8 protein-coding genes are annotated in these 17,948 nt (G+C 69.3%); 3 read left to right on the top strand and 5 right to left on the bottom strand.

Translation table 11 applies throughout. From position 1 onward, the window contains the following. Positions 1-95: 95 nt before the first annotated feature. The 4 genes from glgB to ACHWVH_RS15360 all read right to left on the bottom strand — a co-directional run bounded on the left by glgB (position 96) and on the right by ACHWVH_RS15360 (position 11,956). Positions 96-2,279 carry a 1,4-alpha-glucan branching protein GlgB gene (gene glgB / locus ACHWVH_RS15375; RefSeq protein ID WP_394687496.1) on the bottom strand — a complete coding sequence of 728 codons (2,184 nt, stop codon included), beginning with the start codon at positions 2,277-2,279 and terminating at the stop codon, positions 96-98. Next, positions 2,276-5,629, bottom strand: a complete 3,354-nt coding sequence (treS, locus tag ACHWVH_RS15370; RefSeq protein ID WP_394687495.1) for a maltose alpha-D-glucosyltransferase — start codon at positions 5,627-5,629, stop codon at positions 2,276-2,278. Before treS ends, glgB begins: the two co-directional genes overlap by 4 nt. Next, positions 5,626-8,787, bottom strand: a complete 3,162-nt coding sequence (locus ACHWVH_RS15365; RefSeq protein ID WP_394687494.1) for a maltotransferase domain-containing protein — start codon at positions 8,785-8,787, stop codon at positions 5,626-5,628. Before ACHWVH_RS15365 ends, treS begins: the two co-directional genes overlap by 4 nt. A gap of 817 nt (positions 8,788-9,604) precedes the next feature. Continuing rightward, positions 9,605-11,956: a GH92 family glycosyl hydrolase gene (locus ACHWVH_RS15360; RefSeq protein WP_394687493.1), complete on the bottom strand. Its 2,352-nt coding sequence runs from the start codon at positions 11,954-11,956 to the stop codon at positions 9,605-9,607. 131 nt (positions 11,957-12,087) lie between these two features. Between ACHWVH_RS15360 and ACHWVH_RS15355 the strand changes: the two genes are divergently transcribed. The 3 genes from ACHWVH_RS15355 to ACHWVH_RS15345 all read left to right on the top strand — a co-directional run bounded on the left by ACHWVH_RS15355 (position 12,088) and on the right by ACHWVH_RS15345 (position 15,815). Further along, the gene (locus ACHWVH_RS15355; protein WP_150410424.1) at positions 12,088-13,137 is read left to right on the top strand and encodes a LacI family DNA-binding transcriptional regulator; all 1,050 of its coding nucleotides are present in this window, start codon (positions 12,088-12,090) and stop codon (positions 13,135-13,137) included. Continuing rightward, positions 13,134-14,438 carry a sugar MFS transporter gene (locus ACHWVH_RS15350; protein ID WP_267084210.1) on the top strand — a complete coding sequence of 435 codons (1,305 nt, stop codon included), beginning with the start codon at positions 13,134-13,136 and terminating at the stop codon, positions 14,436-14,438. The genes ACHWVH_RS15355 and ACHWVH_RS15350 overlap by 4 nt, the downstream gene beginning before the upstream one ends. 90 nt (positions 14,439-14,528) lie before the next feature. Beyond that, positions 14,529-15,815, top strand: coding sequence for an AGE family epimerase/isomerase (locus ACHWVH_RS15345; protein WP_267084211.1), 1,287 nt, complete (start codon positions 14,529-14,531; stop codon positions 15,813-15,815). A gap of 224 nt (positions 15,816-16,039) precedes the next feature. Here the strand turns inward: ACHWVH_RS15345 and rpoD are convergent, their stop codons facing one another. Further along, a complete protein-coding gene (rpoD, locus tag ACHWVH_RS15340; RefSeq protein WP_010340704.1) occupies positions 16,040-17,902 on the bottom strand; it encodes an RNA polymerase sigma factor RpoD in 1,863 nt (620 codons plus the stop codon). Positions 17,903-17,948: the final 46 nt, after the last annotated feature.

The raw sequence follows: 17,948 nt of genomic DNA, 5'->3' as shown, positions 1-17,948 counted from the left end.
CGCCAAGTGGTGCGGGCCGGCACCAGGATAGCGTGTGCCCGCGACACCATGGCCGCGCACGTCCACGCCGTACCGCATACGATCAACTGCGACTCCTAGTCCTCCACTCCCAGCACCAGCACCGCCAGCGGCGGGATGGTCAACGCCAGCGACGCCGGATGGCCATGCGCGCCGACGTTCTCGGCGCGCACGCTGCCGCCGTTGCCGGTGTTGCTGCCGCCGTAGATCTCGCTGTCGGAGTTGAGCAGTTCGCGCCAGCGGCCGGCGCGGGGGACGCCGATGCGGTAGCCGTGGTGCACCTGCGGGGTGAGGTTGGCCACCACCAGCAGCGGGGTGTCGCCGCTGCGGGCCTTGCGCAGGTAGGCGAACAGGCTGTTGCCGGCGTCGTCGCCGATGACCCAGGCGAAACCTTCGGGTTCGTCGTCGCGGGCGTGCAGCGCGGGGTGCTCGGCGTAGAGGCGGTTGAGGTCGCGAACCAGGCGCTGGATGCCGCGGTGGTTGGGTTGGTCGAGCAGGTGCCAGGGCAGTGCGGCGTCGTGGTTCCACTCGGTGGGCTGGGCGATCTCGCAACCCATGAACAGCAGTTTGCGCCCGGGGTGGGTGTACATGTAGCCGAGGTAGGCGCGCAGGTTGGCGAAGCGCTGCCAGTCGTCGCCGGGCATGCGCCCAAGCAGGGAGCGCTTGCCGTGCACCACTTCGTCGTGGGAGATGGGCAGCATGAATCGCTCGGAATACGCGTAGACCATGCTGAAGGTCATCTCGCCGTGGTGGTAGCGGCGGTAGATCGGGTCCAGTTCGATGTAGTGCAGGCTGTCGTGCATCCAGCCCATGTTCCATTTGTAGTCGAAGCCCAGGCCGCCGTGGGCGAGGTCGGCGGTGACGCCGGGCCAGGCGGTGGATTCTTCGGCGATGGTCATGGCGCCGGGCGCCTGCTCGGCCACCACCTGGTTGAGCCGGCGCAGGAAGGCGATGCTCTCGTAGTTCTCGCGGCCGCCGTGGATGTTGGGCACCCACTCGCCGGCGTTGCGGCTGTAGTCGCGGTAGAGCATGGAGGCGACGGCGTCCACGCGCAGGCCGTCGACGTGGTAGCGCTGCAGGAACTCCAGCGCGCTGGCGATCAGGAAGCCGGAGACTTCGCGACGGCCGTGGTTGTAGATGAGGGTGTTCCAGTCGCGGTGGAAACCTTCGCGCGGGTCGGCGTGTTCGTACAGGGCGGTGCCGTCGAAGTGGGCCAGGCCGTGCGCGTCGGTGGGGAAATGCGCCGGCACCCAGTCGACGATGACGCCGATGTCCTCGCGGTGGCAGCGGTCGACGAAGCGGGCGAAGCCGTCCGGGCTGCCGAAGCGTGCGGTGGGCGCGAACAGGCCCAGCGGCTGGTAGCCCCAGGAGCCGCCGAACGGATGCTCGGTGACCGGCAGCAGTTCGATGTGGGTGAAGCCCATGTCGGCGACGTAGGGAATCAGCCGCTCGGCCAGCGCGTCCCAATCGAGCAGGCTGCCGTCGGCGGCGTGCATCCACGAGCCGGCGTGCACTTCGTACACGCTGATCGGCGCCTGCGGGGCGTGGCGGCGCGCGCGCGTGTCCATCCAGGCGTCGTCGCGCCACTGGAACGGCGTGGGGTCGGCGACGATGGAGGCGGTGCCGGGCGCCAGTTCCGCCTGGCGCGCGACCGGGTCGGCCTTGGCCGGCAGTTCTTCGCCGCGCGGGCCGCGCAGGGCGAACTTGTAGCGGGCGCCGGGGTCGACGCCAGGCACGAACAGCTCCCACACGCCGGCCTGGTGGCGCAGGCGCATCGGGTGGCGGCGCGCGTCCCAGCTGTTGAAGTCGCCGATCACCGCCACGCGCGAGGCGTTCGGTGCCCACACCGCGAAGCGGGTGCCGCGTTCGCCGTCGACCTCGACCACGTTGGCGCCCAGCGCGTCGGCCAGGTGCAGGTGATGGCCTTCGGCGATCAGGTGCAGGTCGAAGTCGCTCAGTTGTGGGCCGAAGGCGTAGGCGTCGGCGGTGTCCTGCTCGCCGCCGGGCCAGCGGATGTGCAGGCGGTAGCGCCCCTCGCCCGGCAATTCGGCGTGGAAGAAGCCTTCCGGTCCCTGCTGCAGCGGCACCTCGCTGCCGTCCTCCAGCACCGCCAGCACCGCATCGGCGCCCGGCTGGTAGCTGCGCAGCACCCGCGCCTCGCCGAGGCGATGCGCGCCCAGCACGGCGAACGGGTCGCCGTGGCGGGCGGTGGCGAAGGCGCGTTGCGTCGCGTCGTCCCAGACGTGGACGGCATCACTCATCGAATCGACTCCTGGGGCGCGGGAAAGCGGTCGAGTATGCGCAACAGTCCCTGTATGGGCACCATGATCCATGCCGGGCGGTTGGCGGCCTCGTAGCGAATTTCATAGCAGGCCTTCTCGATCAGGAAGAGCAAAGTGGTGGCCTCGAACGCAGCCGGCGCCACCCACGGATGCGGGCTCGCATCGAGCACGGCACGGTAGGCCGACAGGAACGCGGCGCTGGCGCGGCTGCGGAACGCGGCCAGGTAGGCCTCCTGCGCGGTGTCCAAACCCGCGCCCACACGCGCCGCGGTGCCTTCTTCGCCGCGCGCGGAGACTTCGCTGGCATAGTCGAGCGAGCGCAGGAAACCGGCCACGTCATGGAGCGGGCTGGCCTTGGCGCGGCGTTCGTCCAGCGACTTGGCTGGCTCGCCTTCGAAGTCGATCAGCACCACGTCGTCGAACGCGACCAGGATCTGGCCGAGGTGGAAATCGCCATGCACGCGGGTCAGCAGCGCACCCGACAACAGCGACGGCGCCTGCTGCAGCCAGGCATCCAAACGCGCACGCTCGGCCAGCAGGCTGTCCACCGCGGCGTGTTCGGCCGGGTCGTCGTTGGCGTCGCGATGCGCCAGCAGGGTGTCCCACATCGCCTGCACCTCGTGCACCACGCCGTCCACCACCTGCTGCGCGGCGGCCGCGTCCACCGGCTGCGGCGCGAAGGCGGGCGCGTCGGTGGGTTGCGCCAGCACCGCGTGCAGTTCGGCCAAGCGCCGGCCGACCAGGGCGGCGAAGGCGTCGTAGCCAGCCACACTCTCCAGCCGCGCCGCATCGTCCTGGGCGGCATCGTATTCCTCGGCGCCGCGTGCGAGGTGATCCAGGGTCCAGCGCCAAGCGTCGCCCTGGTTGCGCACGAAGCCCTGCAGCAGCGCCAGCGTGGTCTCGCTGCCGTCGGCCTCGACGCGCGCGACATGGCCCAGCAGCGGCGCGGCGTTGGCATAGCCCAGCGCGGTGAGGCGCTCGCCGATCTCGATCTCCGGATTGATGCCGGCCGACACGCGCCGCAGCAGCTTGAACACCGCCGCGTCGCCGACGATCAGCGAGCTGTTGCTCTGCTCCGCCGACAGCCAGCGGATTTCCGGATCGGCGGGGATGTCCACGCGCTGCAGCGCCGGTGTCGGGCAGAAGCGGATGCGCTCTGCCGTCGCCTCGGCGCCGGCCTCGCCATCCACGCGCAGCTCCGCCTTGTCGCGCAGCGCGGCCAGCATGCTCAGGGTGAAGGGCTTCAGCGCGAAGGCGTCGGTGAGGTAGCCGACCTCGCGACCGTGGCGCACGCGCGCCAGCGCCAGTTGCTCGGCCAGCACGCTCGGCTGCTCGCGCTCCCAGACGATGCCCAGCGGCAGGATGTAGCGCTCGTGGGCGCCATCGTCCAGTTCCGCCTCGATCTCCAGCAGGGTCAGGCCGTCGCCGCCGGACAGCGGCGTGCGCCGGGCGATGCACACGCTGCGCAGCGCGCGGTCCTTGGCTGCGAACCAGCGCCGCGTGGACAGCCACGTCGGCAGGATGTCGCGCTCCAGCGTCGCCAGGTGCGGCTGCAGGCCGGCGCTGTCGGTTCCACTGCGCAGCACCAGGGTCTGGTAGTCCGGGAGCGGCACCGGCGCCGGCACATGCCAGTCCGGCAGCGTGGCGTTGCCGACCAGTTGGAAGGCGTAGAAGCCGAACGCCGGCACGGTCAGCAGGTAGGTCAGGCGCCCGATCGGCGGGAAGCTGCCGCCGCCGAGGATGTCCACCGGCACCCGGCCCTCGAACTCGGACAGGTCCAGCTCCACCGCCTGCAGCGTGTGCGAGAGGTTGGCCACGCACAGCACGGTCTCGTCCTCGTGACAGCGCAGGTAGGCGAGCAGGCGGCGGTTGCCCGGGTAGAGGAACCGCAGCGCACCGCGGCCGAAGGCGCGGTAGCGCTTGCGCACCGACAGCACGCGGCGGGTCCAGGTCAGCAGCGAGTACTGGTCGCGCTGCTGCGCTTCCACGTTGACTGCCTGGAAGCCGTACAGCGGGTCCATGATCGGCGGCAGCACCAGCGCGGCGGGATCGGCGCGCGAGAAGCCGCCGTTGCGGTCGATCGACCATTGCATCGGCGTGCGCACGCCGTCGCGGTCGCCGAGATGGATGTTGTCGCCCATGCCGATCTCGTCGCCGTAGTACAGCACCGGCGTGCCGGGCATGGTCAGCAGCAGCGAGGTCATCAGTTCGATGCGGCGGCGGTCGCGCTCCAGCAGCGGCGCCAGGCGCCGGCGGATGCCCAGGTTGATGCGCGCGCGACGGTCGGCGGCATAGGTCTGCCACAGGTAGTCGCGCTCGGAGTCGGTGACCATCTCCAGGGTCAGCTCGTCGTGGTTACGCAGGAAGATCGCCCACTGGCAGCTCTCCGGGATCTCCGGGGTCTGGCGCATGATGTCGGTGATCGGGAAGCGGTCCTCGCGCGCGATCGCCATGTACATGCGCGGCATCAGCGGGAAGTGGAACGCCATGTGGCATTCGTCGGCGTTCTCGCCGAAGTACTGCTGGGTGTCTTCCGGCCACATGTTGGCCTCGGCCAGCAGCATGCGGTCGGGGTATTCGGCATCGAGCGTGGCGCGGATGCGGCGCAGGATGGCGTGGGTCTCGGGCAGGTTCTCGTTGGAAGTACCGTCGCGTTCGATCAGGTACGGCACCGCGTCCAGGCGCAGTCCGTCCACGCCCAGGTCCAGCCAGAAGCGCATCACTTCCAGCACCGCTTCCAGCACGGCAGGGTTGTCGAAGTTCAGGTCCGGCTGGTGCGAGTAGAAGCGGTGCCAGAAGTATTGGCCGGCTTCCGGGTCCCAGGTCCAGTTGGACTTCTCGGTGTCGCAGAAGATGATGCGGGTGCCGGCGTAGTCCTGGTCGCTGTCCGACCACACGTAGAACGCACGCTCCGGCGAGCCGGCCGGGGCCATGCGCGCACGCTGGAACCAGGGATGCTGGTCGGAAGTGTGGTTGATCACCAGCTCGGTGACGATGCGGATGCCGCGCGCGTGCGCCTGCTCCACGAAGCGCTGGAAGTCGGCGATGCTGCCGTAGTCCGGATGCACCGCCATGTACTCGGCGATGTCGTAGCCGTCGTCGCGGCGCGGGCTGGGATAGAACGGCAGCAGCCAGATCGTGTCCACGCCGAGGTCGGCGATGTAGTCGAGCTTGGAGATCAGGCCGGGGAAGTCGCCGATACCGTCGTCGTTGGAATCGAAGAACGACTTGACGTGCACCTGGTAGATGATCGCGTCCTTGTACCAGCGCGCATCGCCGGCCGGTGCGCGCGGCTCGAGTTGGGGGGACGACGGCGCGGCGACATTCATGCAAGAACTCCGGCGCGGATGCGCCACAGGGAGAACGGCCGCGACGGATCGAGGCGGATGTGTTGGGTCTTGCCGTACCAGGCGAAGTCGTGGCCGTCCCACAGGTCGCGCACGGCGACGCTGGCGTGGTCGGGCAGGCCCAGCTCCCACAGCGGCACTTCGATCTGCGCGTTCTGCGCCGCATGCGGGTCCAGGCTCACCGCCACCAGCACCAGGCTGCGTCCGCGCGCCAGGTGTGCGGCGTCGAGGAACTTGCCGAAGTACAGCACCTGCTCGTTGTGCGCGACGTAGAAGCGCGTGCCCAGGTGCGACTGCAGCTCCGGATGCTGGCGGCGCAGCAGATTGAAGCGGGTGATCTCCTCGACGATGTCGCCCGGTGCGCGCTCCGGCCACACGCGCAACTGGTACTTCTCCGAGTCGAGGTATTCCTCCTTGCCCGGCAGCGGCGTGGCCTCGCACAGCTCGAAGCCCTGGTACATGCCCCACAACCCGGACAGCGTGGTCGCCAGCGCGGCGCGGATCAAGTGCCCGCTGCGCCCGCTGTGCTGCAGGAACAGCGGATTGATGTCCGGCGTGTTGACGAAGAAGTGCGGGCGGAAGCACTCGCTGGGCGCGCCGCTGTTGAGTTCCTCGATATAGGCCTGCAGCTCGGCCTTGTGCTGGCGCCAGGTGAAGTAGGTGTAGGACTGCGAGAAGCCGACCTTGGCCAGCCGGTACATCGGCTTGGGCCGGGTGAAGGCCTCAGACAGGAACACCACCTGCGGATGGCGCCCGCGCACCTCGGCGATCAGCCATTCCCAGAACGGGAACGGCTTGGTATGCGGGTTGTCGACGCGGAACAGCGTGACGCCTTCGTTGACCCAGAACAGCACCGCATCGCGCAGCGCGTTCCACAGCGCCGGCACCGCGCCGCTGGCGTAGAAGTCGACGTTGACGATGTCCTGGTATTTCTTCGGCGGGTTCTCCGCGTACGGGATGGAGCCGTCGGCGCGCCAGGTGAACCAGTCGGGATGGTCGCGCAGCCACGGATGATCCGGCGCGCACTGGATGGCGAAGTCCAGGGCCAGTTCCAGGCCGTGCGCAGCCACGGCTGCGCGCAGGCGGCGGAATCCTTCGAGCCCGCCCAGCTCCGGATGCACCTCGGTATGTCCGCCCTCGGCCGAGCCGATCGCATACGGGCTGCCGGGTTCGCCCGGCTCGGCGGTCACGGCGTTGTTGCGGCCCTTGCGGTTCTTCTCGCCGATGGGGTGGATCGGCGGCATGTACAGCACGTCGAAGCCCATGGCCTGGATGTGCGGCAGCCGCGCGATCACGTCGTCGAAGGTGCCGTGGCGCTGCGGATCGCCGCTCTGCGAGCGCGGGAACAGTTCGTACCAACTGGCGAAGTGCGCCGCGCGGCGTTCGGCCTCGACCCGGAAGGTCATCGGGTATTCGGCGCGGAACGGCTTGGCATCGGCGCGCGCCATCGCTTCGGCGGTGTCGGGTTCGAGCAGCAGTTGCGCCTTCTCGGCCAGGTCGTCGGTGCGGGCGATACGGGTGGCGATGGCCTTCAGCCGCGTCGCCAGCGCGCCGCGGCTGCGCCCACGCGCCGCCTCGACCTGGGCCAGCGCCTCCTGCACGTCCACCGGCAGCAGCGTGCCGGCGGCGCGCTTTTTTTCCAGGTCGGCATGGGTGGTGGCGTACACATCGCGCCAGGCTTCGATGCGGAACTCGTAGCGGCCCAGGCGCTGCAGCGGGAATTCGCCGCGCCAGCGGTCGTTGCCTAGGGCACGCATCGGCGCGCTCGACCAGGTCCGCGCATCGGCGGCGCGCCACAGCAAGGCAACGGCGATGCGGTCGTGGCCGTCGCAGAACGCATCGGCTTCCACGCACACGCGATCGCCGACCGTGCGCTTGACCGGGAAGCGGCCGTCATCCACCGACGGCGTCACCGCCTCGATGCACACCCGCGCCTCGCCGGCGGCGATCTCGGCCGGTGTGCGTGCGCGCGCGGCGGTCAGTACCGGGCGCGCCGGCAGGCTGCGATAGATGCGCACCTCGCCCGCTTCCAGGGTGCCGCCCTGCTCGCCATGGATCGGCTCGCCATGGTCGCTGAGCAGGCCCTCGCTGTCGCCGAGCAGGCGCAGCAGCGCCGGCCCGGGCACGGGCAGTAGGTGGTCGCGGTCGCTGTTGAGCAGCACCAGCCATGGCGCGGCATCCAGCGGCTCCACCGCCACCGCGGTGAGCGCGCCGTCGCGCAGCAGTGGGCGCAGGCGCAGCGACGCGTTGGCGTCGGGCAGCGATGCGACCGGCGTGGACGCATCGCTCTCGGAGGATCCGTGCTGCGTAGGCGTGGGCTGCCCGTGTTCCGTCGATGTGTCCTGCGCGGCGATCGCCCAGGCCCCACCGAACGCCGCGGCCAGGCGTTGCCGCTGTGCGCGCGGCAAGGGCAGCGGCGTATCCGAGGCCGTCTCGGCATCGACGGTGCCGACCACGCAACGCGCCAGCGCACGCAGGGCGCTGTCCTCGTCGAAGAACCAGTCGCCACGACCGTCCCACCAGGCCAGCGAGGAGAACGCGGCATCGAAGCCGGCACCGGCCAGGCCGCGCAAGGCGTCCAGGCCCAAGCCGGGCGTCCACGCCAGCAGCCGCGCCTGCGGCGCATGTGCGTGGACCCCGTCGATCAGCGTGCGCCACAGCGACGCCGGCACGCGCTGCGGCTGCAATACGCGGAAGCCGGCCACGCCGCTATGCACCCAGTCGAGCAGCCGCGCGCTCCACCACTGTGCCAGTCCAACCCCTTCTTCCGCGGAGGCGAAGCGGCCCACCGCGATGTCCGGCGCGGCGCGTTCGGCGCGCGGATCCGGCAGCGCCGAGCTGCGTGCGCGGAACCAGTGCGGGTGTTCCTGCAGCAGGCGGCTGCCGCCGCCGATCTCGTCGATGCGCAGGTCCAGCAGCACGCGCAGCCCATGCTGCTCGGCCCGCTGCAGCCAGTGGCGCAACTGTGTCTGGCCCGCCGCGTCGTCGGCTGCGGGGTCGTGCAGACGGCCCTGCGCATCCTGTGCGAACGGATTGGGCAAGACGATGTGATCGCAGCCCTGTGCCTGTGCCGCCGCCATGGCCGTGTCCAGCGCGGCCGCATCGTGAGGAGGAAAGAGGGACAGCAGGCAGACATGCATTCGGAAGATCCCGTTCGACGAATGAGAAGGACACGTCGCCTCTGCGCGCCGTTGCCGGCAGCGCGGACTGCGCCGTCGCATGGCAAGGGCGTCGGAACGGGATGCGCCTGCACGCGGTCGCGCTTCCAGGGATGACGACGGCGCCGGCGCACCCGGTCCGCGCGATGCGATGCAGCCGCGCTACAAGACCACGAACGCCGCAAATGGAATGTGTGGATGACATTAAATGCGCGTGCATGTGATGCGACGCGCTGTGACAGCGTGTGGCGGCGCACGCTGCGCGACGCCATACGCAATGCGGGCCATGCCGAATTCACGCGATGCTGACGCTCGCGCTTGCGTCGCGCACGAGGCCTCAGCGCGGCGCAGAGGCCGTGGCCGTAGCCGTAGCCGTAGCCGTAGCCGTCATCCATGCTCAGACTCACGCCAGCGCGGCTTCAACGCTTCTCCGACCTTGCTGCCGCTACACCCCAGCCGGATGCCGCTGGCGCTTTGGGAGCTAACTGTCATGCTGCCGCGACACGCGAAGTGCTGTGCTTTCCGATGGCGCAATGCGTCGGGACTGAAGTCCCTCCCACAGCGCACCCGGCAGGCTCGCCGCAAGCCCCTGTGGGAGCGACTTCAGTCGCGACGAGTGAAGCCATCCGATGCAAGAGTGCTACAGCAGTCGGGACGGAAGTCCCTCCCACAGTGCACCGGGCGGGCTCGCCGCAAGCTCCAGTGGGGGCGGCTTCAGCCGACAGAGCTCGACCGGGAATGCCCCGTCTCGGCTGAAGCCGCTCTTTCGGGACATCTCCTGGAGTAGGTGGAGCGCCCTTCACTCGCTCATCGAATAGGCGCGCTCGGCGCCGGCCGCCGCCCACGCGGTGTTGGCCGTGGCCTGCAGGGTGAAGCGCAGTTCGCCGCCGGCCATGAGTTCCTCGTGGCGCAGGAACGCGCGGTTCAGCGGCCGCCCGTTGAGGGTGACGCTGCCGACATAGGGATGCGCGTCGTCCAGGCCGTCGGCGATCACGGTGAAGCGCTTGCCGTTGGGCAGCGCCAGGGTGGCGCGCGGCAGGAACGGGCGGCCGAGGATGTACTGGTTGCTGGCCGGCGCCACCGGGTAGAAGCCCAGCGCGGTGAACACGTACCAGGCCGACATCTGTCCCATGTCGTCGTTGCCGGCCAGCCCGTCCGGGCGCGCTGCGTACTGGCTGCGCATGATCTGCTGCAGCCGCGCCTGGGTGCGCCACGGCTGCCCGGCATAGGCATACAGATAGGCGACGTGGTGGCTGGGCTCGTTGCCGTGCGCATACCAGCCGATCAGCCCGGTGATGTCCTCCATGTGCGCGAACACCTTGGGATCGACCTTGGCGTCGAACACCTGGTCCAGCCGCGCCAGCAGCTTGTCGTCGCCACCGTGCGCACGCGCCAGGCCGGCCACGTCCTGCGGCACGTACCAGGAGTACTGCCAGGCGTTGCCTTCGGTGTAGTCGGTGCCGTAGCCGCTGGCGTCCGGATCGAACGGGGTGCGGAAGCTGCCGTCGCGCTTGCGCGCGCGCATGAAGCCGGTATCCGGATCGAAGGCGTTGCGCCAGTTGCCGGCGCGCTTGGCGAAGGCGGCGGCGATCTCGCTGCGGCCCATCTCCTTGGCCATGCGCGCGATGGTCCAGTCGTCGAAGGCGTATTCCAGGGTCTTGGAGGCGGCCTCGCCTTCCTCGTCGATCGGCACGTAGCCCAGCTCGCGATACTGGGCGATGCCGTCGTAGGGGCCGTAGTTGGCGCTGGCCACCATGGCCTTGAGCGCGGCGTCGGTGTCGTAGCCGCGGATGCCCTTCATGTACGCGTCGGCGATCACCGGCACCGCGTGGTAGCCGATCATGCACCAGGTCTCCAGGCCGTGGAACGCCCACACCGGCAGCACGCCGTAGGGGCTTTCGCGCTGGTGCGCGAGCAGCGAGTTGACGATGTCGTTGGTGCGTTGCGGTGGCTGCACGATGGTCAGCAGCGGATGCAGCGCGCGGTAGGTGTCCCACAGCGAGAAGGTCGAATAGTGGGTGTAGCCCTGCGCCTGGTGCACGGCGTTGTCCGGCCCGCGATAGCGGCCGTCGCTGTCCATGAACAGGGTCGGGCCGAGCAGGCTGTGGTACAGCGCGGTGTAGAACTGGGTGCGTTGCGCAGGCGGCGCGTCCACCTCCACCGCGCCCAGCGCCTGCGCCCATTGCGCGCGCGCCGCGCGGCGCACGCCATCGAAATCCCAGCCCGGCACCTCGGCGTCGAGATTGGCGATGGCGCTGTCCTCGCTGACCGGCGAGATCGCCACCTTGACCAGCAGCGGCCCGCGCAGGGCGTCGCCGAAGTCGAACGATCCCACCAGTTGCCGGCCTTCGATCTGCGCGCGCTGGGTGGGGTCGTTGTCGCCCGGCGGCGGGAAGCCCTTGTAGGGAATGTCCTGCTCGGTGTTGTGGAAGGCATGGCCGCGCAACGGCTGCGAGAAGCGCAGGGCGAAGTACAGCTGCCGCCCCGGCGCCCAGCCGCGGGTCTCGCGGAAGCCGGTGACGGTGCCGTCGGCGCGCAGGCGCAGCCGCGACCAACTGATCTTGCCCGGGTAGTCGTACAGGCTGGTGCGCAGGTCCAGCAGCACGTGCGCCGGCTGTCCGGCCGGGTAGGTGTAACGGTGCACGCCGACGCGGGCGCTGGCGGTGAGTTCGGCGCGCACCTTGTAGTCGTCCAGGGTCACCGCGTAGTAGCCCGGCTCGGCGCGCTCGTCGTCGTGGCGGAAGCGCGCGCTGTAGCCGCTGCCGGGTGTGTCCGGGTCGCCACGCTCCAGGCGCACCGCACCGCTGATCGGCATCAGCAGCACGTCGCCCAGGTCGGAGTGGCCGGTGCCGGAGAAATGCGTATGCGAGAAGCCGACCAGGCTGCGGTCGTCGTAGCGGTAGCCGGCCGCCCAGCCGTAGGCGTCCTTGCGCGGCTGGATGCGCGTGTCCGGGCTCAGTTGGACCATGCCGAACGGCACGGTGGCGCCGGGATAGGTGTGGCCCTCGCCGCCGGTGCCGATGAAGGGGTCCACCGCCGCTACCGCACGCTCGCCGGCGGTGGCGCCGGTTGCAGCGGCGGCGGGCGCGATCGGCCATAGCGCGGCCAGCAGCAGTGCGGCAACGCCGCCCAGCGTCCTCGAGCTGCGCATGGCAGGCTCCCCGTATCGAATCGATCCAAACGGATAGCACAAAGCCACCGCAATGCCTTGCTGCACTGCAAAATGCGGATCGAATCACGACAGCGCAGGATGAGCGACCTTTTGAACCGGTCTAATCCGCCGTGGCGCCGTCTCCCGCCGACAAACGCGTCACCGTGTCCGACATCGCCGCCGCCTGCGGCGTGTCGCGGGCGACCGTGTCGCTGGTGCTGCGCAACAGCCCGCTGGTGCATGCGGACACGCGCGCGCGGGTGGCGGCGGAGATCGCCCGCCAGGGCTACGTTTACCACCGCGGCGCGGCCAGCCTGCGCGGCCGCGCGTCCAATGCGGTGGCGCTGGTGGTCAACGACCTGGCCAATCCGTTCTTCGCCGAGTTCGCTGGCGGCGTGGACGCGGCGCTGGCCGAGGCCGGCTACGTGATGCTGATGGGCAGCACCGGCGAATCGCCGGAGCGCCAGCAGACCGTGCTGGCCTCGCTGATCGAACACCACCCGGCGGCGATGATCCTCTCGCCCACCGAGAACACCGACGCGGCGCGGCTGCGCCAACTGCTGGGGCCGCGCCTGCCGGTGCTGCTGTTCAACCGCGCGCTGGACGGCGACTGGCCGCTGCTGGCGCTGGACAACCGCCGCGGCGCGCGCTTGGCCACCGAACATCTGCTGGCGCAGGGCCACCGTGCCATCGCCTTCTTCGGCGGCCACCGCCAGTCCAGTTCCTGCGCTGAGCGCCGCGCCGGCTACCGCGAGGCGCTGGCCGCCGCCGGCATCGCGGTCGACCCGGCGTGGCTGATCGAATGCGCGCCGACCCGGCTGGAAGCCGCGCGCCAGGCCGGCGCGCTGTGCGCGCGCGACCCGCTGCCGACCGCGCTGGTCTGCTACAACGACGTGGTCGCGCTGGGCCTGGCCAGCGGCCTGGCCGAACGTGGCCGCATCGCCGGCCGCGACTACGCACTGATCGGCTTCGACGACATTCCCGAGGCCGCCGTCGCCACCCCGCCGCTGTCCACCGTCGCCGTCGCCCCGCGCGAGCGCGGCATGCAGGCCGCGCGCCTGGTGCTGGACGCACTGCGCCACCGCCAGGCCCTGCCTGCGCTTACCATCGCCCCCGCCCGGCTGTGCCTGCGCGCCAGCAGCCGGGTCGCCCTCTCGCCCGTTCCCGGAGTCGCTGCATGAGCCGTCGCCCGCTGTCCAACACCGCCGCCATCGCGGTGGTCAGCATGATCTTCTTCACCTGGGGCGGCCTGACCAGCCTCAACGACGTGTTGATCCCGCATCTGAAAGCCGTGTTCCAGATGAACTACGCGCAGTCGATGCTGATCCAGTTCACTTTCTTCGGCGCCTACTTCCTGATGTCGGTGCCGGCCGGCGCGGTGGTGTCTCGGACCGGCTACAAGGCCAGCATCGTCATCGGCCTGGTGGTGGCGGCGATCGGCGCGGCGATGTTCTACCCGGCCGCGCGCCTGCCCTCCTACCCACTGTTCCTGACCGCGCTGTTCGTGCTGGCCAGCGGCATCACCCTGCTGCAGGTGGCGGCCAACCCGTACATCAGCCTGATCGGCGCGCCGGAGAAGGCGCCGAGCCGGCTCAACTTCGCCCAGGCGCTGAACTCGCTGGGCACCACCGTGTTCCCGTGGCTGATCGGCCCGCTGATCCTGGCCGGCGCGGTGCTCGGCGCCGACCAGATCGCGGCGATGAATCCCGCGCAGCTGTCCGCCTACCGCATCGAACAGGCGCGTACGGTGGAAATCCCCTACCTGATGCTGGCCGGCGGCCTGCTGCTGCTGGCGGTGTTCATGCTGGTCATGCGGGTGCCGTCGCTGCGGGAGGACAAGGATAGCGGCGCCGAGTCGCATCACCGCTTCGCCGACGCGCTGCGCCACCCGCACCTGTTGTGGGGCGTGGTGGCGATCTTCATGTACGTGGGCGCGGAAGTGGCGATCGGCAGCTTCCTGATCAACTACATCTCCGGCCCCACCACCGGCGGCCTCAACGAAGCCGACGCCACGCACCATCTGTCGTACTACTGGTTCGGCGCGATGGTCGGCCGCTTCGCTGGCGCCGCGCTGCTGCAGTTCATCCCCGCGCGCAAGCTGCTGGCGGTGTTCGCCGGCATCGCCGCACTGTTGCTGGTCGTGACCATGGTCAGCACCGGCCATGTGGCGATGTGGAGCGTGATCGCCATCGGCCTGTTCAATTCGGTCATGTTCCCGACCATCTTCACCGTGGCCATCGAACGCCTGGGCGTGCTCACCAGCAAGGCATCGAGCCTGCTGATCATGGCGATCGTTGGCGGCGCCATCGTGCCGCTGGTGCAGGGCCTGCTGGCCGATGCGATCGGTATCCAGCATGCCTTCGTGGTCCCGCTGCTGTGCTACGTCTACATCGTCTGGTACGGCCTGCGCGGTTCGCGCCTGTCGCCGGACCTGACGGCAGCCGCGCCCACCGCCGCGCAGACCGCGCGCGTGATGCACTGATCCACTGATCCGTTCCCGGCACGGCGGCGCACACGCTGCCGCCGTGCGCCGCTGTCTTCCCTTCCCTCCCCCAGCTCGCCAGTCAACCGCATGAACCTGCCCGCCACGCCCCTGCCCGACTTCGCCGACGCCGCCGTCCTGCGCGCGCACATTGCCGACACCATGGCCTTCTACCACCCGCGCGCGCTCGACCCGGCGGGCGGCTTCTTCCACTACTTCCGCGACGACGGCAGCGTGTACGACGCCGGCCATCGCCACCTGGTCAGCAGCACCCGCTTCGTCTTCAACTACGCGATGGCGGCGATCGAGTTCGCCGACTCGGCGCTGGCCGCCGAGTACCTGGACGCCGCGCGCCACGGCCTGCGCTACCTGCGCGAGGTGCACCGCGATACCCCCAGCGGCGGCTACGTGTGGACCCTGCGCGACGGCGTGGCCGAGGACCGCACCCAGCACGCCTACGGCGCCGCCTTCGTGCTGCTGGCCTACGCCACCGCGAAGAAGGCCGGCCTGGACACCGACGCGTGGATGGACGAGACCTGGCAACTGCTGGAAACCCGCTACTGGGACGCCGCCGCCGGCCTGTACCGCGACGAGGCCACCCCGGAGTGGACGTTCTCCAGCTACCGCGGCCAGAACGCCAACATGCACCTGTGCGAAGCGCTGATCGCCGCCTACGAGGCCAGCGCCGAGCCGCGCTACCTGCAGCGCGCGCTGCTGCTGGCCGACCACATCACCCGCCGCCAGGCGGCGCTGGCCGGCGGCCTGGTGTGGGAGCACTACGACGCCGACTGGCAGGTGGACTGGGACTACAACCGCGACAACCCCAAGCACCTGTTCCGGCCGTGGGGTTTCCAGCCCGGCCACCAGGTCGAATGGTCCAAGCTGCTGGTGTTGCTGCACGGGCACCTGCAGGCGTCCACCGGCACCGCGCCGGCGTGGCTGCTGCCGACCGCGCGGCATCTGTTCGACACCGCCCTGGCGCACGGCTGGGACGCGCAGCATGGCGGCATCGTCTACGGCTTCGCTTCCGGTACCGAACAGGCGCAGGTGGTCGGCGTGCCCGACGTGGCCGCGGCGCCAACCTACTTCTGCGACGACGACAAGTACTTCTGGGTGCAGGCCGAAGCCATCGCCGCGGCCTCGCGGCTGCTGGCCGCCACCGGCGATGCGGCGTATCGCGCCGCCTACGACACGCTGTGGGCGTACTCCTGGGAGCACCTGGTCGACCACCGCTACGGCGCCTGGTTCCGCATCCTCAGCCGCGACAACCGCAGCTACAGCGACGAGAAGAGCCCGGCCGGCAAGACCGACTACCACACCATGGGCGCCTGCCACGACGTGCTGGCGGTGATGCGCGGCAGCAAGGCGTTCGCGTAGGCGAATAGCGCGGAGATGCACTGTGGGAGCGACTTCAGTCGCGACGAGGCTTCACTAGGAATGCCCGTCGCGAGTGAGTCGCTCCCACAAGGCTTGGCTGGCTGCTGACATGACAGCGCATGGCTGCGGCATGGACTGCAACCCTGCGCAACGCCACCGACTCCTCACCCACGAAAAAGCCCCGCACATGGCGGGGCTTTTTCGTTGCCGCGAACCGCGCTCGATCAATCGATATCGAGGAAGCTGCGCAGCTGTTCCGAACGGCTCGGGTGACGCAGCTTGCGCAGCGCCTTGGCCTCTATCTGGCGGATGCGCTCGCGGGTCACGTCGAACTGCTTGCCGACTTCCTCGAGGGTGTGGTCGGTGTTCATGTCGATGCCGAAGCGCATGCGCAGCACCTTGGCTTCGCGCGGGGTCAGCCCGGCGAGCACGTCGCGCACGGTCTCGGACAGGTTGATGTTGGTGGTGTTCTCGATCGGGGACTCCACGTTGGTGTCCTCGATGAAGTCGCCCAGATGCGAATCCTCGTCGTCGCCGATCGGGGTTTCCATCGAGATCGGCTCCTTGGCGATCTTCATCACCTTGCGGATCTTGTCCTCGGGCATGTCCATTTCCTTGGCCAGCTCCTCCGGGGTGGCCTCGCGGCCGTACTGCTGGAGCATCTGCCGGGAAATACGGTTCAACTTGTTGATCGTCTCGATCATGTGCACCGGGATGCGGATGGTGCGCGCCTGGTCGGCGATCGAGCGGGTGATCGCCTGGCGGATCCACCAGGTGGCGTAGGTCGAGAACTTGTAGCCGCGGCGGTACTCGAACTTGTCCACCGCCTTCATCAGGCCGATGTTGCCTTCCTGGATCAGGTCAAGGAACTGCAGGCCGCGGTTGGTGTACTTCTTGGCGATCGAGATCACCAGGCGCAGGTTGGCCTCGACCATTTCCTTCTTGGCCTTGCGCGCCTTGGCTTCGCCGTAGGCCATGGCGCGGCTGATTTCCTTCAGCTCGGCCAGGCTCAGGTAGGTGGCCTGCTCCACCGCCACGGTGGCTTCCTGCTCGGCGATGATCTGGTCCTTGACGTCGCGCAGCGCCGACGACCACTTCTGCTTGCGCTTGAGCGCGTCGTCGACCCAGGCCACGTTGGTCTGGTTGCCTTCCCAGGAACGGATGAAGTCCTTGCGCGGCATGCGTGCCACGTGGGTGGCCAGGTGCAGCACGCGGCGCTCGTGGTCCTTGACCTGGGCCATGGTGTCGCGCAGCTTGCGCACCAGCACGTCGGTCAGCGGCAGCGGCAGCTTCAGGGTGACGAACACCTCGGCAATGTCGTTGCGCAGCTTGGTGACCAGCTTGTGCTCGGCGCCGTTCTTGGCGTGGGCCTTCTTGAACTTGGCGTATTCGGTGGCCAGCACTTCCATGCGCCGCGCGACCTCGGCCGGATCCGGACCGGTCGGGCCGGCATCCTCTTCGGCGGTGTCGACGTCTTCGTCGTCATCCTCGTCGGCATCGGCATCGGTGGCGCTGTCGTCGTCGGACACCGCGACCGGCGGGGCCGGCTCTTCCTCGATCAGGTCGTTGAAGCCGACCACGATCTCGGCCAGGCGCTTCTTGCCTTCCTTGTGCTGTTCGTAGTCCTCGAGCAGGGTCTCCACCGCCAGCGGGAACGCCCCCAGCGCGGCCTGCACCTGGCCGAGACCTTCCTCGATGCGCTTGGCGATGGCGATCTCGCCTTCACGGGTCAGCAGTTCTACTGTGCCCATCTCGCGCATGTACATGCGCACCGGGTCGGTGGTGCGACCACCCTCGGTGTCGAGCGCGGTCAGCGCCGCGGCGGCTTCTTCGGCCGCGGTGTCGTCGACTTCGCGGTTGCCGGTGTTGCCGTCGTTGAGCAACAGGGTTTCGGCATCGGGCGCAACTTCATGGACATCGATGCCCATGCCGTTGATCATGCCGATGATGTCTTCGATCTGTTCGGGGTCGACCAGATCGTCGGGAAGATGGTCGTTGACTTCCGCGTAGGTCAGATAGCCCTGTTCCAGGCCCTTGCTGATCAGTTGCTTGATGTCGGATTGCTGGGCAGGACGTTCGTTGGCCATGAGTGCTCGCGCCACCGGCAGGTAGGTGAATGAGTGAACCTAGCAT

Origin of the sequence: uncultured Xanthomonas sp. (genome assembly GCF_964278005.1) — a bacterium.
Lineage (GTDB): Bacteria > Pseudomonadota > Gammaproteobacteria > Xanthomonadales > Xanthomonadaceae > Xanthomonas_A > Xanthomonas_A sontii.
Note: the sequence above shows the minus strand (reverse complement) of the source record. Positions and strands in the feature narration are given on the sequence as shown.

What these genes read in the sequence shown, in the direction of transcription:
- rpoD (WP_010340704.1), bottom strand. Translation starts at nt 17,902, where the DNA reads ATGGCCAACGAACGTCCTGCCCAGCAATCCGACATCAAGCAACTGATC.
- ACHWVH_RS15345 (WP_267084211.1), top strand. Translation starts at nt 14,529, where the DNA reads ATGAACCTGCCCGCCACGCCCCTGCCCGACTTCGCCGACGCCGCCGTC.
- ACHWVH_RS15350 (WP_267084210.1), top strand. Translation starts at nt 13,134, where the DNA reads ATGAGCCGTCGCCCGCTGTCCAACACCGCCGCCATCGCGGTGGTCAGC.
- glgB (WP_394687496.1), bottom strand. Translation starts at nt 2,279, where the DNA reads ATGAGTGATGCCGTCCACGTCTGGGACGACGCGACGCAACGCGCCTTC.
- ACHWVH_RS15360 (WP_394687493.1), bottom strand. Translation starts at nt 11,956, where the DNA reads ATGCGCAGCTCGAGGACGCTGGGCGGCGTTGCCGCACTGCTGCTGGCC.
- treS (WP_394687495.1), bottom strand. Translation starts at nt 5,629, where the DNA reads ATGAATGTCGCCGCGCCGTCGTCCCCCCAACTCGAGCCGCGCGCACCG.
- ACHWVH_RS15365 (WP_394687494.1), bottom strand. Translation starts at nt 8,787, where the DNA reads ATGCATGTCTGCCTGCTGTCCCTCTTTCCTCCTCACGATGCGGCCGCG.